This window comes from Lysinibacillus sp. UBA5990 (assembly GCF_002429815.1).
In the GTDB taxonomy this organism is placed as follows: Bacteria; Bacillota; Bacilli; order Bacillales_A; family Planococcaceae; genus Lysinibacillus; species Lysinibacillus fusiformis.
On the sequence record NZ_DJAY01000007.1, the window covers coordinates 141,355 to 165,229 of the forward strand.

Annotated in this window: 22 protein-coding genes; 14 read left to right on the forward strand and 8 right to left on the reverse strand. The window is 38.3% G+C overall.

Annotation, left to right across the window (positions count from 1 at the left end):
* Positions 1 to 252: 252 nt before the first annotated feature.
* The 11 genes from murA to B3D94_RS04985 all read left to right on the forward strand — a co-directional run bounded on the left by murA (position 253) and on the right by B3D94_RS04985 (position 8,510).
* The gene (gene murA / locus B3D94_RS04935; RefSeq protein WP_069480000.1) at positions 253 to 1,566 is read left to right on the forward strand and encodes a UDP-N-acetylglucosamine 1-carboxyvinyltransferase; all 1,314 of its coding nucleotides are present in this window, start codon (positions 253 to 255) and stop codon (positions 1,564 to 1,566) included.
* A 136-nt stretch (positions 1,567 to 1,702) separates the two neighbouring features.
* Complete coding sequence (gene spoIID / locus B3D94_RS04940; protein ID WP_254664216.1) at positions 1,703 to 2,587, forward strand: stage II sporulation protein D; 885 nt, start codon at positions 1,703 to 1,705, stop codon at positions 2,585 to 2,587.
* 37 nt (positions 2,588 to 2,624) lie between these two features.
* The gene (locus B3D94_RS04945; RefSeq protein WP_036123068.1) at positions 2,625 to 3,302 is read left to right on the forward strand and encodes a M23 family metallopeptidase; all 678 of its coding nucleotides are present in this window, start codon (positions 2,625 to 2,627) and stop codon (positions 3,300 to 3,302) included.
* 156 nt (positions 3,303 to 3,458) lie between these two features.
* Positions 3,459 to 3,719, forward strand: coding sequence for a sporulation transcriptional regulator SpoIIID (locus B3D94_RS04950; protein WP_025114760.1), 261 nt, complete (start codon positions 3,459 to 3,461; stop codon positions 3,717 to 3,719).
* Between the two features lie 210 nt (positions 3,720 to 3,929).
* A complete protein-coding gene (locus B3D94_RS04955; protein WP_008180529.1) occupies positions 3,930 to 4,925 on the forward strand; it encodes a rod shape-determining protein in 996 nt (331 codons plus the stop codon).
* A gap of 21 nt (positions 4,926 to 4,946) precedes the next feature.
* Entirely contained in the window at positions 4,947 to 5,780 is an 834-nt protein-coding gene (locus B3D94_RS04960) for a flagellar hook-basal body protein (protein ID WP_069480002.1), read from the forward strand.
* A 30-nt stretch (positions 5,781 to 5,810) separates the two neighbouring features.
* Positions 5,811 to 6,650 (forward strand): flagellar hook-basal body protein, encoded by an 840-nt coding sequence (locus tag B3D94_RS04965; protein ID WP_291755326.1) that lies wholly within the window; start codon positions 5,811 to 5,813, stop codon positions 6,648 to 6,650.
* Positions 6,651 to 6,692: 42 nt separating this feature from the next.
* On the forward strand, positions 6,693 to 6,977 hold the full coding sequence (locus B3D94_RS04970; protein ID WP_069480004.1) for a DNA-directed RNA polymerase subunit beta: 285 nt from the start codon (positions 6,693 to 6,695) through the stop codon (positions 6,975 to 6,977).
* Positions 6,978 to 7,032: 55 nt separating this feature from the next.
* The gene (gene fabZ / locus B3D94_RS04975) at positions 7,033 to 7,476 is read left to right on the forward strand and encodes a 3-hydroxyacyl-ACP dehydratase FabZ (protein WP_069480005.1); all 444 of its coding nucleotides are present in this window, start codon (positions 7,033 to 7,035) and stop codon (positions 7,474 to 7,476) included.
* Positions 7,477 to 7,625: 149 nt separating this feature from the next.
* Positions 7,626 to 8,009 (forward strand): hypothetical protein, encoded by a 384-nt coding sequence (locus tag B3D94_RS04980; RefSeq protein WP_069480006.1) that lies wholly within the window; start codon positions 7,626 to 7,628, stop codon positions 8,007 to 8,009.
* Between the two features lie 108 nt (positions 8,010 to 8,117).
* Complete coding sequence (locus B3D94_RS04985) at positions 8,118 to 8,510, forward strand: hypothetical protein (protein ID WP_069480007.1); 393 nt, start codon at positions 8,118 to 8,120, stop codon at positions 8,508 to 8,510.
* Positions 8,511 to 8,699: 189 nt separating this feature from the next.
* Here the strand turns inward: B3D94_RS04985 and B3D94_RS04990 are convergent, their stop codons facing one another.
* Positions 8,700 to 9,125 carry a YwpF family protein gene (locus B3D94_RS04990; protein WP_069480008.1) on the reverse strand — a complete coding sequence of 142 codons (426 nt, stop codon included), beginning with the start codon at positions 9,123 to 9,125 and terminating at the stop codon, positions 8,700 to 8,702.
* A 297-nt stretch (positions 9,126 to 9,422) separates the two neighbouring features.
* Between B3D94_RS04990 and B3D94_RS04995 the strand changes: the two genes are divergently transcribed.
* A complete protein-coding gene (locus tag B3D94_RS04995; protein WP_069480009.1) occupies positions 9,423 to 9,821 on the forward strand; it encodes a single-stranded DNA-binding protein in 399 nt (132 codons plus the stop codon).
* Between the two features lie 244 nt (positions 9,822 to 10,065).
* Here the strand turns inward: B3D94_RS04995 and B3D94_RS05000 are convergent, their stop codons facing one another.
* Both B3D94_RS05000 and B3D94_RS05005 read right to left on the reverse strand, forming a co-directional pair.
* On the reverse strand, positions 10,066 to 12,837 hold the full coding sequence (locus tag B3D94_RS05000) for a DEAD/DEAH box helicase (RefSeq protein ID WP_414673975.1): 2,772 nt from the start codon (positions 12,835 to 12,837) through the stop codon (positions 10,066 to 10,068).
* The gene (locus B3D94_RS05005; RefSeq protein WP_069480011.1) at positions 12,837 to 14,411 is read right to left on the reverse strand and encodes a hypothetical protein; all 1,575 of its coding nucleotides are present in this window, start codon (positions 14,409 to 14,411) and stop codon (positions 12,837 to 12,839) included. The genes B3D94_RS05000 and B3D94_RS05005 overlap by 1 nt, the downstream gene beginning before the upstream one ends.
* A gap of 205 nt (positions 14,412 to 14,616) precedes the next feature.
* Between B3D94_RS05005 and B3D94_RS05010 the strand changes: the two genes are divergently transcribed.
* A complete protein-coding gene (locus tag B3D94_RS05010) occupies positions 14,617 to 15,093 on the forward strand; it encodes a transcriptional regulator (RefSeq protein ID WP_069480012.1) in 477 nt (158 codons plus the stop codon).
* A 203-nt stretch (positions 15,094 to 15,296) separates the two neighbouring features.
* Positions 15,297 to 16,127 (forward strand): flagellin, encoded by an 831-nt coding sequence (locus tag B3D94_RS05015; RefSeq protein WP_291755339.1) that lies wholly within the window; start codon positions 15,297 to 15,299, stop codon positions 16,125 to 16,127.
* A gap of 40 nt (positions 16,128 to 16,167) precedes the next feature.
* Here B3D94_RS05015 and csaB read toward each other — a convergent pair whose 3' ends face one another.
* The 5 genes from csaB to B3D94_RS05040 form a co-directional block, all read right to left on the reverse strand.
* Positions 16,168 to 17,247 carry a polysaccharide pyruvyl transferase CsaB gene (gene csaB, locus B3D94_RS05020; RefSeq protein WP_291755343.1) on the reverse strand — a complete coding sequence of 360 codons (1,080 nt, stop codon included), beginning with the start codon at positions 17,245 to 17,247 and terminating at the stop codon, positions 16,168 to 16,170.
* Complete coding sequence (locus tag B3D94_RS05025) at positions 17,247 to 19,160, reverse strand: DUF5693 family protein (RefSeq protein WP_291755345.1); 1,914 nt, start codon at positions 19,158 to 19,160, stop codon at positions 17,247 to 17,249. Before B3D94_RS05025 ends, csaB begins: the two co-directional genes overlap by 1 nt.
* 20 nt (positions 19,161 to 19,180) lie before the next feature.
* Positions 19,181 to 20,737: a putative polysaccharide biosynthesis protein gene (locus B3D94_RS05030; RefSeq protein WP_069480016.1), complete on the reverse strand. Its 1,557-nt coding sequence runs from the start codon at positions 20,735 to 20,737 to the stop codon at positions 19,181 to 19,183.
* Positions 20,734 to 21,456 (reverse strand): WecB/TagA/CpsF family glycosyltransferase, encoded by a 723-nt coding sequence (locus tag B3D94_RS05035; RefSeq protein ID WP_069480017.1) that lies wholly within the window; start codon positions 21,454 to 21,456, stop codon positions 20,734 to 20,736. Before B3D94_RS05035 ends, B3D94_RS05030 begins: the two co-directional genes overlap by 4 nt.
* A gap of 347 nt (positions 21,457 to 21,803) precedes the next feature.
* Complete coding sequence (locus tag B3D94_RS05040) at positions 21,804 to 23,651, reverse strand: S-layer homology domain-containing protein (RefSeq protein WP_291755351.1); 1,848 nt, start codon at positions 23,649 to 23,651, stop codon at positions 21,804 to 21,806.
* Positions 23,652 to 23,875: the final 224 nt, after the last annotated feature.

The window sequence follows — 23,875 nt, forward strand, 5'->3', positions numbered from 1 at the left end:
TTTTTTGTTCATACATCTTTGGGTATGTATTAGAAGCGAACTGGTTATTGGTCATTCACAAAAAAAATTTGATAGCGTACAATAAATAAATAGCAAAATATCTAATAATGCCTTAAAATAGTGATTTGGACGCTTGAATGGGCGTTAAAAAAGTTGTACTATAGAGTTGTTTGTTTACTGATTATGACATTATACTTCTTTATTAAAATAAAAATTCGGTAGGTTAATAGATTGAATTCGGAGGGACATAGGGTGGATAAAATAATAGTGACTGGCGGCCAAAAACTACAGGGAAAAGTACGTGTAGAGGGCGCAAAAAATGCAGTGTTACCAATCCTGGCAGCAGCTTTACTTGCTTCAAAGGGAGAAAATGTAATTAAAGAAGTCCCTAACTTAGCAGACGTCTTTACAATAAACGAAGTACTTAAAAGTTTAAACGCAGCAGTTACATATATACCTGAAGATAATGCCGTATATATAGATGCAACAAAAGAACTTTCTAGTGAAGCACAATTTGAGTTTGTTAGTAAAATGCGTGCATCTATTTTAGTAATGGGATCATTGCTTGCGCGTAATGGCTATGCTCGTGTTGCGTTACCAGGAGGATGTGCAATCGGTTCTCGCCCAATTGAATTACACTTAAAAGGTTTCGAAGCAATGGGGGCGAAGATTTCATTTGGTCATGGCTATGTAGAGGCAAAGACTGAGGGTCGTTTAAAAGGAGCAAATGTATATTTAGACTTCCCAAGTGTTGGGGCAACTGAAAATATTATGACAGCAGCATCTCTAGCAGAAGGGACAACTGTGATTGAAAATGCTGCAAAGGAGCCTGAAATCGTTGACCTTGCTAACTTCATTAATAGTATGGGTGGTCGTGTAATTGGTGCTGGTACAAATACGATTCGTATCGAAGGAGTCGATACATTATATGGAGTAGAGCATCATATTATTCCCGACCGCATTGAGGCTGGTACATTTATGGTAGCAGCAGCTATTACTAAGGGGGATGTGGTCATCGAAAACGCAGTTCCTGAGCATATGACAGCTTTGATTGCGAAGATGCGCGAAATGGGCGTAGAAATTATAGAATTGGATGAAGGTATTCGTGTACGTGTTCCTCAGACATTAAAAGCTGTGGATATTAAAACAATGCCACATCCAGGCTTCCCGACAGATATGCAATCACAAATGATGGCGTTAATGTTGACTGCAGAAGGTACGAGTATCATTACAGAGACAGTATTTGAAAATCGTTTTATGCATGTGGAGGAGTTCCGTCGCATGAATGCGGGTGCTAAAATAGAAGGACGCTCTGTGTTTATTGAGGGGCCAGTACAGCTTCAGGGTGCTGAAGTAATGGCAACGGATTTACGAGCTGCGGCTGCACTGATTTTAGCAGGTTTAGTATCAGAAGGAATTACACGTGTTACAAAGCTTCACCATTTAGATCGTGGATATGTTGATTTCCATGGTAAATTGGCTTCACTTGGGGCAAATATTGAACGTATTACGGATGAAGAAGTTGTGACAACTGAAGACATTTCTGTTGAATTACCTACAAACTAATATGATGTTAAAACCCTTTGCTTACAGTAGCAGAGGGTTTTTTATTTCTCATAACTAAATAGTATCAAGCATATTATTCCTTATGAAAAAATGGATGATTAGTATAGGTGTCCTTTGTTTATTGGGAGCGTTATATGTGCTTCCTGTTTTAGGATTAAGCGAAAGACGGGAGGAAGTGCAACCTCCAACAGCGGATGAAAAAGCTTGTGAACTATTTATAGAAGTGGAGGGACAAAAGGAAAAAATCCCTTTAGAGACGTATATAACCGGGGTAGTAGCGGCAGAAATGCCTGTTTCTTTTAAAAAGGAGGCATTGAAGGCACAGGCAATTGCAGCACGTACTTATGCATTAAAAACGACAAATTACGGTAAAAAAGCAATCGCACCGACTGTAGCAAAGCAAGTTTTCTATGATGAGAGTCAAAGAAAAGCGAATTGGGCTAGCAATTTCCTGGGAAATGAAAAGAAAATTGTCGAAGCCATCAATGAAACGAAAGGACAAGTTCTTCTTTATAATAATGATTTAATTACAGCTATGTTTCATTCAACAAGTAATGGACAAACAGAAAGTGCCTATGGCTATAGTGGAAATAATATTCCATATTTGCAAAGTGTTGCAAGTGTTTCAGATCAAACCTCTCCGAAATTCGAGGCAGAGCAAGAGTGGTCGCTAGCCCAATGGAATAAATTATGGCCAATACAATGGCAAGCTAGTGATTTTAATCGTATACAGCTATTTTACAATGACTCAGGGCGTGTGGAGCGTCTACAGTTAGGGAATAATGTTTGGACAGGGAGAGAGGTTCGAACGTTTCTTGGAATACCATCCACTGACTTTTCAATTGTTTATAATGGTAATACTAGAAAGGTTCATGTAAAAACTAAAGGATATGGTCATGGAGTAGGAATGAGTCAATATGGAGCAGAGGCTATGGCAAATGAAGGGAAAACTGCTGCTGAAATTTTACACTATTATTATCAAGATATTGAAATAAAAAAAATAGATGCATGTTTAAAATAACTTCTAGTTGTTCACACTGCAACTAGAGGTGATGAAAATGAGAGAGGATAAAAATAATAAAGCTTCTCAAAACCAGAATCCAAATCAAAAGGAAAATGGTCAGTTACAAAAGAAACCATGGTTTTGGCCAGTAGTTTACACAGGTGGTGCACTAGTTCTAGCAGGATTGTTATTTGGTTACAATAGTCTCGTATCTAAAGTAGAAGAGGCACCGTTACCAGATTTAGCAGAAGTTGATTCAGGTCCTGTTGTAGAAACAAATGCACGTACTGAAAACATGATGTATCCATTCAAAGAAGAGAGCCTTAGTAAAGTACAAATCTTACAAGAGTTCTATGAGCTAGAAGCGAATGAAGAGTCTCGTGAAAATGCACTAATGGTATTTAATCAAACATTTACAACGTCTTCTGGTATCTCTATTGCTATGAATGGTGAAGAATTTGAAGTACTAGCTGCTATGACTGGTAAAGTACTAGAAGTAAAACTAGACGCATTTACAGGCAATAAAATTGTCATCGAGCATCCAAATGGCATGCAAACACATTATAGCTCTGTAAAAGATATCGCTGTAAAAGAAGGCGATGAGGTTACTCAAGGTCAAGCTTTAGGAAAAGCGACTGATAACGAGTGGAATCAAGCGGCTGGCGTCCACATGCATTTCGAAGTAGTTGAAGACGGAAAATATATTAATCCGAAAAAATTACTAGCTTTTTAATTCTAAAAGCTAGTAACGCATAAAAAATCAGCATTTTATTAGGAAAATGCAAAACGTGTTCTGAATAGCTTTGTCCTCACATAAGGTGAAGAAATGCGCAAATGTGCATCTGATTGCCAAAGCATTTTGTGAAATTGTGTGGAAAGGACGAAGAACGTGCATGAGCACATTCGGAAGCGCTGCATACGCCTCGGTGAATTACTGATTGAGACGCGTGAGACTGTGCGAGTCCTCGCGAAAATGACTGGTTATTCAAAAAGTACGGTGCACAAAGATTTAACAGAGCGATTACCAACAATTCATGAAGGATTAGCTGACCAAGTGAAAGAAATACTCGCCTACCATAAGGCCGTACGTCATATTCGCGGAGGAGAAGCAACGAAAAACAAGTGGAAAGAAAGGGCGAGTCAAGATTGATTCGTTCTTTTTTGTTGTGTGAACAGGCATAAAATAAGTTTGTTTAAGGTAAAGTAATACTATGTTATTGCCGTCCAGAACGTGAAAAGAAAACAGTCTTTATCATTAAATTCAGGGTGAAATTACCAATAGAATATGATAAAATATTCTAGATAAAGAGATAAAATGAACGTTATGTAGTTGGAACTGGCGGGAAGGAGAAATTATAAAATGTTTTCGAAAGATATCGGCATTGACTTAGGTACTGCGAACGTATTAATCCACGTTAAAGGTAAGGGGATCGTCCTTAATGAACCATCTGTAGTGGCTATTGATAAAAAGACAAATAAAGTATTAGCGGTAGGGGAAGAGGCTCGCCAAATGGTAGGGAGAACGCCAGGTAATATTACAGCAATTCGCCCGCTTAGAGATGGAGTCATTGCAGATTTTGATGTGACTGAAGCGATGTTAAGACATTTCATCAATAAATTAAATGTCAAAGGATTTTTAGCAAAGCCACGTATTCTAATTTGTTGTCCAACGAATATTACAAGTGTTGAGCAAAAGGCAATTCGTGAAGCGGCAGAGAAATCAGGCGGTAAAAAAGTATATTTAGAGGAAGAGCCAAAAGTAGCAGCGATTGGTGCAGGCATGGATATCTTCCAACCAAGCGGGAATATGGTAGTTGATATCGGCGGTGGAACAACAGATATTGCCGTTCTTTCAATGGGTGATATTGTCACAAGTGAATCCATTAAAGTAGCAGGAGATGTGTTTGATAACGATATTTTACAATATATTAAAAAAGAATATAAATTGCTAATTGGTGAACGCACAGCAGAAGCCATCAAAATGACAATCGGAACAGTTTTCAAAGGTAGTCGTAATGATACAATGGATATCCGAGGTCGTGACATGGTGACAGGTTTACCAAGGACAATTTCTATTCATTCTGAAGAGATCGAACGTGCATTACACGAATCTGTAGCAATGATCGTTCAATCTGCAAAAAATGTTTTAGAAAAAACACCACCTGAGCTTTCGGCTGATATTATTGATCGCGGTGTTATTATTACTGGTGGCGGAGCACTTTTACATGGTATGGATCAACTATTAATTGAAGAATTAAAAGTACCTGTCTTCATTGCTGAAAGACCTATGGATTGTGTAGCTATTGGTACAGGCATTATGCTCGAAAATATAGATCGTGTGCCAGCGTCTTTATAAAAATAAAATGAGGTGATCTCTTTGTTTAAAGGTTTTTATACAGTTGCAACCGGTATGATCACGCAACAAAGAAGAACAGAATTACTATCCAACAATTTAGCTAATGCGAATACACCAGGATTTAAGGCAGACCAATCAACGATTCGTTCATTTCCAGATATGCTGATGTCTAGCATCGGAAAAACAAATGCGCCTGCCAATCAACAAGCTGGTGCCGAATATATGAATCAAGTAGGCGCTTTAAATACTGGGACATATTTACAAGAAACATTACCAAATTACATACAGGGCCAAATCTATAGCACTGATTTTACAACAGATATGGCATTGATTGATGGAAACTTACCACAAAATGAAGAGGGTGTATCTGGCTCAATATTCTTCAGACTAGCACATCCAGATGGTGGAGAAGCCTACACACGTAATGGTAATTTTACTTTGGATGGCCAAGGTTATTTAGTAAATGGGCAAGGCCTTTACGTGTTAAATGATGTTGGACAACGAATCCAGTTACCTAATGATGATTTTCGCCTCGATGAAAGTGGCGCCATATACATTAATAATCAGCAAGTAGCGCGAGTAGGCGTATCATATGCTGCCAATCCGAATATGCTACAGAAACAAGATAACGGTCTTATTCGGACAGAAAATGGCGTAAACCTGCCATCAGCCTATGGCGCGAATGGTGTTTCCTTTACATTACGTCAAAACTTCTTAGAAGGCTCCAACGTAGATTCTGGTCGTGCCATGACAGATTTAATGACAGCGTACCGAGCATTTGAAGCCAATCAAAAAGTATTACAAGCTTATGATCGCAGCATGGAAAAGGCTGTTAATGAAATCGGTAAAATTTAACGCACGAACAAAACAGGAGGCTTTTTATAAATGCTACGTACAATGATTACAGCAACTAATACAATGGGCCAATTACAAAATAAACTTGATACGATTAGTAATAACATTGCCAATAGTAATACAACAGGCTTTAAAGCGAAGGAAGCATCTTTCAATGAGTTACTCTATCAACAGTATAATAATGACAAACTGGATCGTGCTGAACGACAAACACCTGTTGGTATTCGCTATGGATCAGGCGCAATGCTTGGTCAAATTAAATCCAACCAAAAGCAAGGTTCTTTGCAGACGACTAATCGAGAATTGGACTTAGCCTTTACAACGGCAAAGCAATATTTCAATATTTTAATGCCAAATGATGAAAATGGAACCGAAACAGTGTATACTCGACAAGGTGACTTTTATTTATCGCCGCTAAATAATGGAACAGTTATGCTAGTAACGGCTGAGGGATACCCAGTGGCAAATGCCGCTGGACAAGCTATTACATTACCAGATAATGTGCAAAGATTTTCAGTACGAGATGGTGGTATACTAGAAGCATCTTATCCAAATGGCGATATCATTCGTACGGATTTAGCGGTAACAGAATTCCAAAAACCGCAACTAATGGAACATGTTTCAGGTTCTTATGTTGGATTACCAGACAACCTTGCTGAACTTGGCTTTACACAAGCTGAAGTTTTAACAGAGCTAGTAGGCGCAAACCGCCAGCAAATTGGCCTGCAAGGTGGTACTTTAGAAATGTCCAATGTTAACCTCTCAAAGGAAATGACAGAATTAATTCAAACACAACGTTCCTATCAATTCAATGCAAGAACGGTTACATTAGCAGATCAAATGCTTGGTCTAATCAATGGTATTCGATAGGAAGTCATCCTAAAAAGCAAGGAATGAAGAGGAGTACAATTTATGACAAACGATTCACGTCGACGTTCTGTGCCGACACAAGAAACCGATACGCAACCAGAAAATAAAGAACGCCGCTCAAATGGAGAGCAACGCGAGGTTCGATGGGTGCAAATCCGACTGATTCCGATTTGGTTACGCATTGTAATTGTTCTCATCTTAGTTGTTACTGCCGCAACATTAGGCGCAATGGTTGGCTTTAGTGTTATTGGAGAAGGAAATGCTGTGGATATTTTCAAAAGAGAAACATGGCAACATATATTCGATATTATGCATGGTAAAGAATAATTTTATTCTTTACCTTACTTTGTGTATACATACTTTATTTTGAGGGGGAAATGAAATGTTAACAGCAGAGCAAATTCAAGCAATTTTACCACACCGCTATCCATTTCTATTTGTAGATCGTATTATTGAATTAGAAGAAGGAAAACGTGCAGTAGGCTTAAAAAATGTTTCTATGAATGAAGACTTCTTTAATGGGCACTTCCCAGGATATCCAGTAATGCCAGGTGTGCTAATTGTGGAGGCGTTAGCACAAGTAGGTGGAGTAGCTCTTTTAAATGCCGAAGAATTTAAAGGACGTTTGGCATTTTTAACGGGTGTTGATAACTGCCGTTTCAAGCGTCAAGTAGTACCTGGGGACCAACTTAAATTAGAAGTGGAGTTTGTAAAACTTCGTGGTTCAATGGGTAAAGGACATGGCGTAGCAACTGTGGATGGGGAACTTGTATGTGAAGCGGATATTCTATTTGCAATTGGGCCGGCGCAGCCAAAGCAAGCATAATTTGCATTTATAGACCAAAAGATATAAAATAGATAAAGTCAAGTCAAAAAATGAGACTAGTAGGTTCTTAAATTGCGATGGCGATTATGCGATTGTGAATTGAAATAGATGTAATTTTAAGGTTTTACGAACGTAGGAGGATTATTAAGATGTATAAGGAATTGTCTTCAGGTATTAAAATTAGCATTACTCGTTCGATTTCAACATCTTTTGAAACATACTTAGCAAGTATTGGTTGGGATGAAGAGCGCTTTTCTATGGAAGACTTCATTGCAAGCTGGCAGACTTATTTCCAAGAGAATGCAGCATGGATCGAAAAAATTCCAGCCGAAACATTAATGAGTGCAGAGTTTCATGAAGAGATGGCACAAAAAATTGATGAGGTCATTGCCAAAATTTTAAGTGAAGAACCAACAGCACAGCAAGTTGAAACAATCGAGGCATTGCAAAATGAGCTAGGCACAGACTATAGCTATGACTGTAAAGCAGAAGCAGCATATATTGAACAGTTGTTAAAAGAAAAACAAAAATAGTTTAAACAAAAATCGGATAGTTCCCTCCTTTCTCGGGCAATCTATGTTAGATCACAAATACACATGATGTATTTGATGACATAGTACCAAGAAAGGAGGTTTTTTACTATGTGGAAAATGTCATTTTTAACCATTATTCTGGCTACTGTATTCCTTGGAGGATGTAACTGGGGAAATCGTGCAGTTGAAGATCATCCTGTGAGAGACGCAGAGACTGACGTTCGTAATGGTGTGGATCGTGTCGAGGATGCATTAGATCCGAATAATCGAAACGATGCATACGATCGAAATGTAAATGGTGTTGAACGAGGTACTGTAAATGAAAATACAACATTACCTGAAGCGACAACACCTGGGTCAAATGCTGATATTAACAGCACAAATGGCTATGACAACGTACCAAACGCGAATGGCGTAAACGGTGTTGATCGTAATGACAACATGGTGGATGAAAAAGCCAACGACACTGAGAAGTATCGTGACGGTATGAACAACCGATAATATCAAAAGAGTGTTTCCTACATGGAAAACACTCTTTTTTTATGAGTTGAGGAAGCAGAGTGGCTATGGGGATATAATATTTCAAGTCATTTATTACCCTGTAATTCAAAAAAACTTGTGCTTACAAGACCTCATTTCACAGAAAACCCTTCAAGAATTTCTAAAAAAACGATGCAAAAATTTGCATCGTCAGTCATTCTTCAATTTTGGTCGCTGCTTCATATCTTTTGTAAAGCGTTCCAGTAAATGTTCTAAAGAAACACCTTCAGCTAGTAGTTCAGAAAGCAATTGTTCAGCATATTTAGAGCGTTTTATTTTCAGTGTACCTTTTAAAAGTACTGATACATGGTCACCGATTTCTTGAACAGTATGTACGATTACCTGGAAAGGAGCGGGTTCATTATCGGGAAATGAAATAACGGCACGTACATTAAAAATAGTAGCAGTCGCTAAGAGCTCATCAAAGGTTGAGCGATATTGTTTTTCCATAAACAATTCGAGTACCCAAGACTGATGGCTATTTTCCTGATTAATAATAATGCCATCGACTAAAGGGAATGGTTGCACGCCATCTTTTGTGACAAGGTCAAAGGAAAGCATTTTAAATGTTTTCATTATGTATATTCCTCCTAAGTCTGTCATTCTTTTAGTATAACACATACGGCTACGGTTGTTGGTCATACGCACCTGCTTGTTAATTTCAATAAATGCGAAATTGCTGATTTCATGAAATAGCATTTGCCATTACTGCCTAAAGCATTCTGGTGAAAAAATAAGAAAAAAAAGAAAAATACAACAAGTAATTTACCTATTTTATGCTGAAGTATCGCAGTAAATTATCATTTTTCGGTTTTGCTAATATTGGAATCATTTTGTAAGATGAGAGCAATCCAAAGCAAAGGAGGTGAATGAATGAATCAAGTCGGACTGGTCGGAAGGTTTACGAAAGATCCAGTATTACGCTACTTATCTGGAAATCGTGTGCAGACTCATTTTTCAATCGCCATTAATCGCAATTTCAAAAATATTCATGGGGAAGTAGACACAGACTTCATATTCTGTACAGTTTGGGGAAGGCTTGCAGAACATATTGTCAAATATTGCGGTAAAGGCTCATTAATTGGTGCATATGGCCGTATTCAAACAAGGTCATTTGTAAATGAAGAAAACACTAAAATTTTTATGACAGAAGTAGTGGTCGAAGATGTTCGATTTTATCAGCTTAAACAAAGGGACAGTGACGAAGCTTCTATTGTGACGCCACCTCCTTCGAATGAACAGGAAGACTTAAAAGACTTTGTATTGCCATAGCATGCTACATACGGCGCAGGAAAAATTATTGTCTGATCCGCCATTCTCCTTAAACTTCTTGCACCGTTGTAACAGAAAGGAATGATGTGGACTAACTTTTACTGAAAAGTTGCTGTTGACCGCGCAGCAATGAAATTTTTTAACACAACTGAATATGAATATGAAGTAAGTAGGGAAGAGAAGAGAAGTAAACATGGTTCCACTGAAAAAGCGCCAAGAACACTTTTGTCCTTGGCGCTTGTCATTAATATATATCTAATGAAATAAGGTCACGAAGTTCTTGATCCTCTAATTCAGTTAACCACTGGCTTGATTGAATAAGTTCTTCTGATAGCGCTGATTTTTGCGCTAGCATTTTATCTATCTTTTCTTCAATTGTACCAAGTGTTACAAATTTATGGACTTGCACAAATTGTGTTTGACCGATGCGATAAGCACGATCGGTTGCCTGATTTTCGACAGCTGGATTCCACCAGCGATCAGCATGTAAGACATGATTAGCAGCTGTTAAATTTAATCCTGTTCCACCTGCTTTTAAGGAGAGAATAAATATTGGGAAATCTCCTGCCTGAAACGCCTCTACTAAGCGGTCTCGTTGCTGCTTAGGCATGGCACCTGTTAAAAAAGGTGCATCTACATTGTATAATTCACTTAAACAATGCTGTAGCAATTGTCCCATTCCAATATACTGTGTAAAAATCAGACATTGCTCGCCATTGTCCACAATTTCAGCCGCCATTTGCACAATGCGCTCTAACTTTGCCGAACGTGCAAGCATTGTTTCGGCATCCTCGAAAGGTTCCTTTAAATATAGGGCAGGATGATTACATAGTTGTTTTAATTTACTGAGCATTTTTAAGACGCGTCCCTTTTTTTGAAAGCCTGTTAACTCTTCTAGCTGATCAAGGGTTTCTAAAATATAGCCTTCATAAAGGGAAGCTTGCTCGGCTGTTAATGGGCAATACTCATTTGATTCTAGCTTATCTGGCAAGTTCAGCTGCAAATGCGGATCTCGTTTTGTCCTACGTAATAAGAATGGTTGAATTTTCGTTCGTAGCTTTTGTTTATGGGATTCAGATTCATCTCGTTCTATGGGCAATATAAATTCTTCATTAAAGCGACCAAAGCTACCTAAATAGCCTTTATGAATAAAATCAAAGATAGCCCAAAGCTCAGATAGACGGTTTTCTACAGGAGTGCCAGTCAGGGCAATGTGATGATCACCCAGTAATTTACGAATGGCTTTTGATTGTAAGGTCTGCATGTTTTTAATATTTTGAGCTTCATCTAATACAACAGTTGCCCAGTCAATATCCTGTAAAAATTCAGTATCCTGTGACACAGTACCATAGGTTGATAAAATGACATGTGGCTTATCAATCGATATCATTTTTTGGAAATCATCATCTTTTGCACGGTTAGTTTGGTAATGAGTATGGACAATTAGTGAAGGAGCGAATCGAGCAAGCTCCTTCTGCCAGTTACCAAGCACTGAGGTAGGGCAAATAATGATGGATGGTTTTGTGTAATCAGCTACTGTTTCATATATATGAAGTAAATAGGATATCATCTGAACCGTTTTACCAAGCCCCATATCATCGGCTAGGCACGCACCAAAACCTTGCTGACGCATAAAGACTAGCCATTCAAAGCCATCAATTTGATAAGGACGTAATTCTGTTTGTAATGACTCTGGAATTGGTACAGCAGGTAAACCCTTTTTGTCTAAGAGCTGTTCCATATAAGCCTTTAACGATTGTTGTATCTCCAATGCAAAGATAGGATCATCCCGAAGAGCATCGTCAGCATCCTCTTCTTCAAGAGGCGCAGATAAATCTTCGGGTAATTCCCTGAATAGTAATTCTCGGACAGTCCAGCTCTCATCTTCTGCCTGCTGCATTAGAGCACGCATTTCTTGCATCCAGTTAGCGTCAACACGGAACCATTCTGTACCTATTCGAATAAATTCACGCTTTTCTTCCACCAACTTTTTAAATTGCTCAGGTGAAATCGTCTGTCCATTCATCGAAAATTGCCACTTGAACGTTAAAATATCATCTAATCCAGCGACTTTTTTTGTGGATGCATTGCTAGTTGTAACACGGACCCGGAATTTCGATTGTTTTAAATCCTTTAGCCATGCAGGAAGTACAACATCAAAGCCAAGTGCCTGTAATCTGGCAAGATCCTCACGTAAAAAAGATCGTACCTCCATGTCTTCAAGTGTCACACGAATAAAGGCTTCGCTACTGATAGCATCTTTAGATAGTAGATCGACTATTTGTTGTTGTTGCTGCTCAATTTCAGTTGCAAACATTCGCCATTTTGTAGGCAGTGCATCTTCGATAAGTAATGACTGCTTACGAATGGCAGGTGTCCAGTAATTTTTTGTAGTAGCGGTACTAAGGACCGTTTCTAATAGCCAGACATCGGAATCTTCTTCTGGTTCACTTAATCGTAAAGACACTGTGATGGCACCGACTTGGCGAGTTTGATCTAATGGCCAGCCACCTCGTAAGAAAAAGGGCAATAGCTTTGGTAAATCAGAAAATAATAATCCTACTTGTGAAAGTTTTTGCTGCACCGCCATTTCTAATAATGCAGAATCTATATCATCTATAGGAAAGGTTAGTGTAGAAAAATCTTCTGCAATGACAGCATGTGACCAAAGGGAGGGCTCCTGCCAATAATCTTGTAAAGCCAATACTTTACCTAGCCATTCTTTACTATCTTCATTTACACCAACCCAGCTGATAAAGGGATGTTGATAGTTTGATGAAAAAATATCAAGAAGCTCAGCAGTGGACACCTCAATTGTTAAATCAGCCTGATTCGTTAGTAAGCCATAGATATTTGCCTCATACGTAAAGAACAATGAAGATTTGAATGTTTCTACGTCGATTGTTGTACCATTTTCAGTAAAGCCTCGCAACGTAAAATATCCTTCCCGAGCTACATCAATACGAAGCTGTTGAGTTTTAGAAAAAGGGGAAGGAGCATTGGCATTTATTATCATCATACTAAGTTTCCTTTCTCGATTTCTTCCTGTAACGCACGGAGTCGTTTATATTCTGAACGGATTGTTTGTATATACGTTTCAAAATAAGCTGTTTTACCAGCGCGTTTTGCGGCACTACGCATACTTTTCCAAATGCGCACTGCCTGTTTATAATTCATGCGTGATTTTTGGGCAATTTCCGCCATTGCATATACATGATATAAAGGTAAAACTGTAGCCGGTTCAACTTGTAACACATCCTTTAATCCACACATCTCTAAATAAGATAGTGAAGAAGGATTTAATTGATGTAGAGCTGCCCAATCTCGATAACGTCCTTTTTTAATCAAGAACGAAGAGAATGGCTGAAGGCCGTAGACTCCAAATGCGCTGTATAGAATGGCTTCCTCTTCCTCGGTAAGCTGTATTTCATCAAATAAAAGCTGGAATTGACGAACATACTGAGCTCGTTGTACAACTGGCACGACTTCCTGTAAAAAGGCTTCTGTCATTGGCAGTATCGCTCGTAAAATAATAGCCAGCGCATCTGATTCGCCAGCACGTTGAGCAAAAGTAGCGAGTTCAAATAGATCCTGCATATGATGCAAATTAGTATGTGTCAAACTTTCAAGCAGTAAGTCCTCTTTTTGTAAGAGTACATAAAATAATAATCTTAATGAATCTAAGGATATTTCTGCTGAAGGGTTTTCAAGATTATTTATATAATCTAATTCCTGCTCACGACGAGACTTTTCATAAAAAAGCACCGCCCAAAGTAGCATGTATAGGCGAAGTCGATTTGGAAATAATCCATGTCGTTCTAATAAAAACTTTCGTACTTCCTCTTGGAGAGCATCATAAAACGGATCAGTCGCGAAAAGTCGAGAACGATTAGTCAGTTCTGTTAGTATGCTCTCGAAAGATTGACTACTTTGATCAATAAAGTATTTCATATAAGGAGAATCCAATGAATGACCAGGTGTTTCATTTAAATGTCGCCAAATAGTATTGAAAATGGCTAACTCCATATACAGTTTATAAAGAGGTTGCCATTCACGCTCAAAGGGCATATGTCTACGCAGACGGTCCAATGCATCGGTCCTTATAGCAGAAAGGCCATAGCCTTCTAAAACGCGACCCGGTGGCAATAAACGTTTCATTACTTCTTCAACCATCATTGACCAACTTTGAGGGCTACGTTCATCAGCTAATGATTTTAACTGGACAGATTTTTGAGCACGCCAAGCACTAGACCAATTTTGAACTGAATCAAAGTACTGGTAGAGAGCAAGTAAAGTACCTACCTGATGTCGACACCATTTTGGCTGAGGACAGCTACAGCGTAACTCTTCCTTGGCGAAATCAATTTCAACAGAAGCGGGTCTGACATCCTGGACAGTTGCATATAATATAGAACTGGCTCCATTAAAACGGTCAAAAATAATGGACTTATTTCTAACCGAAAAGACAGCACGACGAACTAGTTCTTCATCTTCCGTAGAGGAAGGATGTAAATCATGTTCAGCTTCTTTTAATTTAGTTAACACGAATTCTTGATGTTCTTTAGCCAATTGCGATATTGACAATGCCATCACCTCACTCCTTTCTTCTTATATGGCTATGTTTAATATGGATTAATTGTAGTAAAGGAAAAAAGACTGTCCTTCCATTATACGATTAAAATGCGGCAATGATAAGCTGAATGATTAGAAAGAAATAAATTGATTCAAAGATAGTTAACAAGACTTTTGATTTGTGTTAAAATCTGAATAATCAGATAATTAGGAGGGATGAAGGATGATGCAAGTTCAATACATGAAGCCTTTTTATACAAAAATTACTGGAGACAAATTACGTCTCGTATTTGCTTATCAATATTTCTCTATTTTAAAAGAGAATGAGATTTTCCATTTCATTCCCATAGAAGGTAAAGAGATGATTATCAACATGAAGACACAGCAAATTGAAAATTTATCTGAGGTGTTTGTTTTCCAAAAAGGCAATCGATTTATTCGATTACCACTTTATCAGCTACTACTTATTACCAACGTCCATGATCATCTGGCACCTATACTTGAAAGCGCTACACCAAAACAACAACTTCCGCTTGTTTCTACAGTGACAGTAGGTGAAATTGATCAACTTATTACAGAGATTGAAATTAGAAATCTAGATAACTTAATCGATCAAGCATTATTAGAGAACAATAAATCACTCTTTTTTAATCTATTACAGCAAAAGAACCATCAACTTGGAGGTTTCACAATTGAATAGATGGTATGCCCATTAATAAGCGCCCACTTTTCTTACTAGGAGAAGGGGTGCTTTTATTATCAAGAGTAGGTCAAAAGTTTAGGATTAAGATTATTTTTTCTACAAATAGTTAATAAATCCTGATATATTGGAAACTATTCCCGAACTAAGTATTAAAAAAATGGAGGATAGACCGATATAAGTGACAAGAGGGTGGTGAGTAAATGTTAGGTAATTGGTCGGCTACGGGGATGTCGATCCTGAATAATATGAATCGACATTACGGTGCCATGAGTAAGGCAATGCTACGAATTTCTACAGGTTACCGAATTAATAGTGCAGCAGATGATCCAGCAGGTCTTGCCATTTCTGAAAAAATGCGTGCTCAAATTCGTGGATTGAATATGGCGGCAAAAAATATACAGGATGGCATCTCATTAGTGCAGACAGCAGAGGGGGCATTAAATGAGACACATGCGATGATTCAGCGTATGCGAGAACTAGCAGTGGAGGCAGCCAATGATACATTAACGGATGAGGATCGGAAACAACTTGATTTGGAGTTCCAAGAGCTAAAAAAGGAAATTCAACGTATATCAACTGATACCGAATTTAATACAAAAACATTACTGAATGGTGATTATGAAACAAATGGGATTAAAATTCAGGCAGGTGCCAACGCAGGACAGACCATTGAACTGTTGATCAATGGTGTCGGTTCAGAAGCACTTGGTTTGAAAGATGTTTCGATTGCTACTAGGGATGATGCAGAGAAGGCTATCTCTTCTATGGATGATGCTTTAAAACGCGTATCTAATGAACGCTCTCGTCTAGGTGCCTATCAAAACCGTTTGGAACACGCCTATAATGCCAATGTGAACACCGCAGAAAATTTACAAGCAGCCGAGTCACGAATTCGAGACGCTGATATTGCAAAAGAGATGATGAATATGGTAAAAGCCCAGATTTTACTGCAGGCCAGTCAATATATCTTGGCGATGCATATGCAGCAGGCACAGTCCGTTTTAAAATTATTAGAAGTCGGAAAAAAATGATGAATTTCAATTAATATTGAAATTCATCATTTTTTTATGTTTATTTAGAGAAAGTCTCAATCGCTAATTTAGCCGTTGCCGTAGCTTCGTGCTGTAATGGTAGCACAGCCTGACGCATATTTTCTTGAACTGTCGTATACGATTCTAGAATGGCGATAGCTCGTTCGAACAATGTGACACCGTTCCAATCATCCTTCTCGACATGTCCAATAACCGGTTGATCAACAATATCAGCAAACGCATCAATTTTTGGATCATACGAAATGGCGATAAAAGGTGTAGCATAAATGGCTGAAAAGATTAGGGAATGTAGTCGCATCCCAATTAATAATTGTGATTGTCCAATTACAGCAATTTTTTCCTCAATGGATAAATCAGAAGGAGCAATTAAGCTTTTTTCCTGCATGAGTGTTGCCACTTCCTGAGAAGTTTTTAAATCGTGTTCACCATGCATTGGTAAGAAGACGATTTGCTCACCCTGACGTACTAATTGGTCTAAGCTATGTGCAATTTTTTCTTTATACGCTATTGTAGATGGCCAATCACGAACACTAACAGAAATATAGCTTTCCGCTGTTAGGGCTTCTTGATCTAACCATTCACAATGAAAGTCGCCACCATTTAGCCCCATAACAGGATCCGGCACAATTTTAGTCTCTTTACGTACACCAATCTCTGTTAAAAGAGTTTGGGAGGCTTTATCTCTAACCGTAATTTGCTCAACCTTGCTAAAGGTTTTCCGCACGATAAATTTGCTAAGCGAGTTGTTGATTGGGCCCATACCTTGGGCGTAAACAAATACTGGCTTCTTCAGCCATTTTGCAATTTGAATCACGCCCGCATAGTAAGGAATAGTTTTCATGCCTGTTTGATCCTGCATTAGACTACCGCCGCCACTAATAAGTCCATCAGCTGTTTTTAGCAATTGACGGATTTCTTTCATTTTCCAACGATTGACGGCTTTAACGCCATACGTTTGCTCAGTAGCAGTTGGGTTATTGGATAATACAGTGATCTCTATATCACTTTGCCATTTCTTCAAAGCTTGAATAATGGACAGCAGAATAGCATCATCTCCGACATTATCGAATCCATAATAGCCAGATAAAACAATGTGCATTATGACCACCTCGCGATTGCCTTAGAAACCCAACGATAACCGAATTTAAAGATAAGGATAAATACTAGTCCTATAACGAAGCCAAGAGATACGCTGTATAGAGTACGTAATACTGAAACAGCTACTGGGATGTGTAAGTGTGTGAAAGTATTGACAATCGATAAGAATCCTATTACACCAGGTACAAGTAGGATGCTACCCCATTTGCGGTTGATGCCCATTACATATAACGCTAAAACAAAGAATGGGAAACCAATTAAGAATTCCTTCGTTCTTGGTCGTACATATAAGGTATTTTCTAGCCATTGTCTAAAAGCTAATTCTAAATCACTAACTGAGCCAGAGTTACCAGTTCTGCTAATGTAAAATAAACCGATACCCGCCACGACAATTAGTAGGAGCACATGCCAATATTTTAATTCTTTATTTAACAATGTTACGGTATTAGATAAAGATTTTTTAATATTTTGATCAGCTAGTCGGTTCATCTCAATTAATGTAAATAGTAGGACGCCCATAATTGGAATCAGATAAACTAACTTCACGCCTTTGAACGTAGCAAAGCCTGTCATAAAGGCATTGCCATTTAATAAGCCAATGACAATAACAATCCCGATAAGGCTAATCGCTACTGCCTTCAAGTATTGCACAAGTATTTTAGACATTTTCGTAGAACCTTGAGCCGATTTAATTACGGCATAGGTAGGTGCAAGGACTGCAATAATTAGTGCAAATGCCTGTAAGAATAGAGTGCTTTTCAGGATAAAGTACGCAATGGCTAGTACTGTCATAAATCCAGCTGCCGCAATTCGTAGAGGCATCCATTTGATTAATTCTGAAACGATAAAGGTAAATAAAATACCTGCTAATAATACTGCTGCTTTGACCCAGGCTGGTACAGCTACCTTATCAAACAGCTTTGGCTCGCCAGGTTGGAAATGATCTGGCATTGCGTCATGTACTCCATTTAAGTAGTCAATTGTTTGCTCCATATTTTCCTTGGCATTACCAGTTGTTTTAATATGGTAGAAGATAGAACGGATATTACGCTCTTTGACAGCTCTTGTTGTACGGTCAATACTTTCATTTAACTTTAATTTCGTTTGTCTGTTGATATTAATACTATGCAAACGAATCATATTGTAATCGGTTATTTGGGCGATTTTACTTTCGCCCTTCAATGGATTACTTTCGATTGTATAGAAGTAATAGCCCGCATCACTTAATTTTTCAACTAATTGATTGCCTTTTTTTTGTCCAAAGCCAATTGCTTCGTCACCTTGACCAAGCAAGCGACCAGATGAACCATCTTTTAATGCTAGTAATTGATTCACCAATTTATTGTTAGCCAATTCATTATCTGCATTTGCCACTTTAAAGACATAGCCTAGACCATGCTTACTAATCATATCAATAGCAGGTTGATCGTAGCCAATTGGTGTTTTTAAATCAAAGTTATGGTTAGAAGTAGGGAGAAAATAAAAAGCCTCTTCTCCTATTTGAACTTCCTCTGGTTCTACACTATCTTTAATCAGTTTTTGATAGTCTGTATTTTCAGGTACTCGAATATAAGAGCCACTCTTTGTAACATCAACAGCATCTTTATAAGGTGTAAATAATAATTGTGCTGCTAAGTCGTTTTCTTTATAGACAGTAATCAAATTTTGTTTTTCCATTTCCTTTAATGTTAAAGGCTCAAGACTAACAGTTGTCAGTCCAGCTTCTTTTAAGGAGGAAAGGATTTCATCCATTGTTAAATCACTGTTTTTATCTACAGTTTGTATTTCATCATAGGGAATCACAATTTCATAAGAATCATTCGATTGCTCCGCATTCCACCTCATCATGATACCTGTGGAGGAAACGACGAGTAAAAGAACAATGATCCCCCAAAGCCATTTCTGTTTCGACATAAGTGTCCTACCTCTCTTATTTATGAAAATCTTTTTCCGATAACAGGGATTTTCTTTAAATCTTGTTTATGAATAGCTTTCATTAGCCATAGTAAAAGGAAGTAAATAGCTCCTCCCACGATGATGGCAATAGTCAGATAGCCCATTGCCCACATACGAGACCAATGTGTAAAATCAAGCCAAAGCGTTGGTAAACCAACGGCTACTCCCATTACGATCGAAGAAACAATCATTTTCACCGTATCTTTTCCAAGAACAGTAAAGCGAATCATACGATATATAAAGACAGTATTCACAATAAATAACACAAAGTACACCAATAATGTTGCATAAGCAGCACCATCTAGACCGAATGCTTGAATGAAGAAGATGTTCGCAAACACCTTCAGAACAACGCCACTTAAAATAATAAGAGCGCCTGTTTTAGCAGCATTCATTCCCTGTAAAACGCCTGTTCCGAGAAGAGTCAGAGATGTAAAGACAGAGCTAAGGTTAATCATGGCTAACATTAAGCTTCCCTCTAAGTCCTTGAAAAGAGCTAGATTTAAAGGCAAGGTTAAGGCAAGCAATCCAATAGCAGCTGGCCATGATATAAGATGGGTCATACGATGTGTTTGTTCAATAATACTGCGTGTTTCATCCATTTTACGTTCCGCAATTTTAGTAGTAATCAATGGCACAAGCGGTAAAATAATCGAAGACGCAAATACAGTCGTAATTTGAACTAATGTCAGCCCTCGACCGTATATACCGTAAAGGAAGCTAATTTCACTTGCGTCAGCCCCTGCATTTCTCAACCCATATGTGACGGTAAAGGAATCCACAAAGTTGAAAAGTGCCATTGTAACAGAACCAATTGCAATCGGAATGGAGATCTTTAGAATAGTCTTACTATATGTGGAGAAATCCTTACTCGAATATTTCTCCTTGCTCGTTACTTTTACCGAAGATCGGAAATATTTATAGAGTAAATAAACAAGTGAACCGAGTGCTCCAAGGACAGAACCAGCCATAATTCCACCAGCTACAATATCATTTGAATAATCCATCGCAACTAGGAAATACGCAACAATTAGAATTAATGCAACTCGAACTAACTGTTCAATTACTTGAGAGATGGCAGTAGGTCGCATATCTCCAAATCCTTGGAAAAAGCCACGATAGACGGCCATATAAGGAGCCACAAGTAATGTCAGTGCCACAATAATTAAGGCAATTTCTGTTGATGGTCCACCAAGTGCATTCGCTATCTGTGCTGAAAAACCGTAAATGATTGTAAAACTAATGACGCCAAAGGATAGGGCAAGGATTCTTGCGGTCACATAAATTTTCTTTATTTTGGCAGTATCCTTACTTGAGTTAGCCTCCGCAATCAATTTAGAAATAGCGATAGGGATACCCGCAACAGATAAATACAAAGCCACCATATAGACAGGATAGACAAGACTGAAAATACCAAGTACTTCATCACCAGCAATATTTTGAAGTGGTATACGGAAAATACTACCGATTACCTTAGAAAGTAATGTCGCAATTGTTAAGACGAGTGTACTTTTGACAAATGTTGATTGACTCATTTTGCTGTGCCCTGCCCTCTAAGCTTTAATGAGAAAACCTTTAAAGCAAAACGTGGAAGAACAAGCATTCTTATAAATCGACTTGGCTGACGTAGCAGTCGATAAAGCCACTCAAGATTTAACTTTTGCCAAATGACTGGTGCACGTTTCACGGTTCCCGCGATGACATCGAAGGAGCCTCCTACACCGATAAATACGCCCTTTGAAAACTTGTCCAGGTTTTCAGTGATCCATTTTTCCTGTCTTGGTACTCCTAAAGCGACAAACACCAAATCAGGTTGTAAGGCTGCGATATCGTCCGCAATGTGATTGTTATTCCAATCAAAGAATCCATCATGATAGCCCACGACTTCAACATGGGGATAATTCTTATGAATATTGGCAATGGTCTTTTCAATTGTTTCTTTTTGTGCGCCCAATAAATAAACTTTAAAGCGCTTTTGTTGACCAACCTCCAACAGTTTCACCATAGTATCATAGCCTGTCACACGCTCTGGTAGTGAATCGCCAAGGATTTGAGCAGCCTTAACCACACCGATGCCATCCGCACATATGTAGGTCGCCTGATTTAAATATCCCTTCACAGTAGGATTTTCATTTGCCTGCATGACAACTTCAGGATTGGCCGTCACAACGAAAGTCTTTTCTTGCTGTTCAATACGATTAACAAGTAGATCTACAAACCCTTGCTGACTAATATGTAAAAAGGGTACGCCCATAATCGTTACATGCCTCATATAGTGTTCAAACCTTTCTGTAATTCCTTTTTCACTGCAATCTATCATACCATAAAAGCAATATTGACAGGAAATTTTCGATAATAGTTTACCTATTGTTGTAGGGTGTATAAACGGGGATTCATCTTCTTAAAAAGGAGGATCCTATTGCAAAAAACAAACAAATCACACTTAAAGATGCACTGAATTTTAGAAGGAAACAGAGGTGCTCATAACTGGATAATTTGAGTTTCTTCTATTATATAGTGTTTTTTATTTGTGCAAGGAAGACAACAAAAAAGAGTGCGAAACAAAGTCGCACTCTTTTTTTAGATTATCGCATGAAATCATCATTTTACAATATAATCGCCATGCACCCAGCCGGTTTTGCCGTTATAGATAACCTGATACCAGGCACCATTTTTCACGAATTCACCATTATCATCTACAGCACCGATAATAAAGCCGTTTGGTTTTACTGTACCTAAAATAGCCGCTGTCGTAGACGGTTCACTTCGGACATTGAGCATGATGTTCATGTTGACAATCTGTAAACCATTTTCTAGCTGAACATAATCATCAAATACCCAGCCCTCTTGTCCATCGACGTTTATTTTGAACCAACCACCATTTTCTCCAAGTACTTTGAAGGATGTATCTTTTGGTAAATTTGTCATAATGGATGTAGCATCCGCAGTATTAGGATATGTTCTCATATTGAGATTAGTAGTAGCTTTTCCAGTTGCCCCAGCTATATATGAATCTAAAGCATATTGCTTCGAAACGTTTGGTAACGATGGAGCGGAAGACTGACCTTGATAAGCAGGAATATCAAACACTAAATTCGTTGTTGTATGTGCACCAATTAATTCATAAATATCATAAATCTTTTTCGCTTGAATCACTGCCCACATAACATGTGTTGCATATTGATGGATGGTTGGATTCTCAGGGTTCCAGCGCATTTTATACAACGTATCTTGTCCTTTACTAATATACTGATCTTTTACAAATTGAGCCCCACCGATAATGGCATCCTGTACGGTAAACCAACCATTTGTATAAGCACGCTCAGCACCGTATTTATTGGCATCAGCATCAATAGCCCCAATACCATAAGTATTATAAGTCTTCTTAATCTCCGTTAAACTGCCTCGATTTTCTGGAGTGACCATCACTGGTTTTCCACTCGAGTCTAAGCCAACCTCAATCCCTTTAATGAGGGCAGAGGCACCATTCGCTGTTTCATGTAAAGCATGTGATAACAGATAGATAGCATTTACATTATTATCGACACCCGCCTGAATAAAAGCATCAGCCATACCTGCTAAGCTTCCTTTATTAGCAAGTACCTTTTCATTCAGTTCCTTGGCACTCAAATTATTGACGACAGTAGATAATTTTAAAAATTGATAAAAAGATGGGCTATCCTGCATAACGCTCTTTGGATGTACATAGTATGACACTAGTGCGTCGCTAGCTGTAAAAATGCCAGCACCGTCGACCTTTGGATTATTGGCAGCTTGTTTTTTAACCACCGAAGAGTAGTCATATGAGTAATTCGTCGTTGTATATTGCTTGCCGCCAGTTTCAGGTGCTTCCAAATGGATTAAGCGATAGAGCACGGTCGCTGCTTCAGCACGTGTTGTTTGTGCAAGAGGTGCAAATTGATTGTTTGGCTTCCCGACAAGTAGGCCTGATGTTACGACAGCTTGTACATCTGCGTAAGCCCATTCGGCGATACGGGCATTGTCACTAAAGTTAATAGGGGAGGAAGATGTGTTGATGTTTTGATAATTGAGGGCTCTTTTTAACATAGCCGCCATTTCCTGACGATTAATATGTGCGTTCGGGTTGAATTTGCCCTGCTCATCACCTTTAATCAATCCGTGATAGCTTGCTTGCTCGATCACTCCGTAATACCAGTCGCCTTTCTTTACATCTGAGAAGGTAGCTTGACTTGAAGAAGCAGGCAAGTTAAGTGTTCTAACTAGAAATGCTGCAAATTCAGCTCGCGTAACAGCATCATTTGGACGGTAATTGCCAAATTCATCACCCTTCATTAAATCGTTCGTAATCAGATAGTTCATTTCATGATAGGCCCAGTGCTTCGAAATATCTTCTGCTGAAGCGGTAGTAGGGGCAAGATATAGCATTCCTGCAAGCACTGCCCCGTAAAGAGGAAATTTTCGTTTCATTTTTCAAGCTCCCTTCAATAGCTGATAATTGTTCTATCAAACTAACAAAAGTGTAACATAAAAAAAGATAATCTATTATTACAACATAGGGACAGATAGACTTAGCTATTACTTAATAATGAAGAAACTCGAGAAAATGGAAGGATTGAGGCAAAATTCGCTAAAAAACTCTACCTATATTTCTGTTTCTTTACAAATATAACTAATATATTACGGGAGTCTTT

What these genes read in the sequence shown, in the direction of transcription:
- B3D94_RS04945 (WP_036123068.1), top strand. Translation starts at nt 2,625, where the DNA reads ATGAGAGAGGATAAAAATAATAAAGCTTCTCAAAACCAGAATCCAAAT.
- B3D94_RS04955 (WP_008180529.1), top strand. Translation starts at nt 3,930, where the DNA reads ATGTTTTCGAAAGATATCGGCATTGACTTAGGTACTGCGAACGTATTA.
- B3D94_RS04965 (WP_291755326.1), top strand. Translation starts at nt 5,811, where the DNA reads ATGCTACGTACAATGATTACAGCAACTAATACAATGGGCCAATTACAA.
- B3D94_RS04970 (WP_069480004.1), top strand. Translation starts at nt 6,693, where the DNA reads ATGACAAACGATTCACGTCGACGTTCTGTGCCGACACAAGAAACCGAT.
- fabZ (WP_069480005.1), top strand. Translation starts at nt 7,033, where the DNA reads ATGTTAACAGCAGAGCAAATTCAAGCAATTTTACCACACCGCTATCCA.
- B3D94_RS04980 (WP_069480006.1), top strand. Translation starts at nt 7,626, where the DNA reads ATGTATAAGGAATTGTCTTCAGGTATTAAAATTAGCATTACTCGTTCG.
- B3D94_RS04985 (WP_069480007.1), top strand. Translation starts at nt 8,118, where the DNA reads ATGTGGAAAATGTCATTTTTAACCATTATTCTGGCTACTGTATTCCTT.
- B3D94_RS04990 (WP_069480008.1), bottom strand. Translation starts at nt 9,125, where the DNA reads ATGAAAACATTTAAAATGCTTTCCTTTGACCTTGTCACAAAAGATGGC.
- B3D94_RS04995 (WP_069480009.1), top strand. Translation starts at nt 9,423, where the DNA reads ATGAATCAAGTCGGACTGGTCGGAAGGTTTACGAAAGATCCAGTATTA.
- B3D94_RS05000 (WP_414673975.1), bottom strand. Translation starts at nt 12,837, where the DNA reads ATGATAATAAATGCCAATGCTCCTTCCCCTTTTTCTAAAACTCAACAG.
- B3D94_RS05005 (WP_069480011.1), bottom strand. Translation starts at nt 14,411, where the DNA reads ATGGCATTGTCAATATCGCAATTGGCTAAAGAACATCAAGAATTCGTG.
- B3D94_RS05010 (WP_069480012.1), top strand. Translation starts at nt 14,617, where the DNA reads ATGATGCAAGTTCAATACATGAAGCCTTTTTATACAAAAATTACTGGA.
- B3D94_RS05015 (WP_291755339.1), top strand. Translation starts at nt 15,297, where the DNA reads ATGTTAGGTAATTGGTCGGCTACGGGGATGTCGATCCTGAATAATATG.
- csaB (WP_291755343.1), bottom strand. Translation starts at nt 17,247, where the DNA reads ATGCACATTGTTTTATCTGGCTATTATGGATTCGATAATGTCGGAGAT.
- B3D94_RS05025 (WP_291755345.1), bottom strand. Translation starts at nt 19,160, where the DNA reads ATGTCGAAACAGAAATGGCTTTGGGGGATCATTGTTCTTTTACTCGTC.
- B3D94_RS05030 (WP_069480016.1), bottom strand. Translation starts at nt 20,737, where the DNA reads ATGAGTCAATCAACATTTGTCAAAAGTACACTCGTCTTAACAATTGCG.
- B3D94_RS05035 (WP_069480017.1), bottom strand. Translation starts at nt 21,456, where the DNA reads ATGGGCGTACCCTTTTTACATATTAGTCAGCAAGGGTTTGTAGATCTA.
- B3D94_RS05040 (WP_291755351.1), bottom strand. Translation starts at nt 23,651, where the DNA reads ATGAAACGAAAATTTCCTCTTTACGGGGCAGTGCTTGCAGGAATGCTA.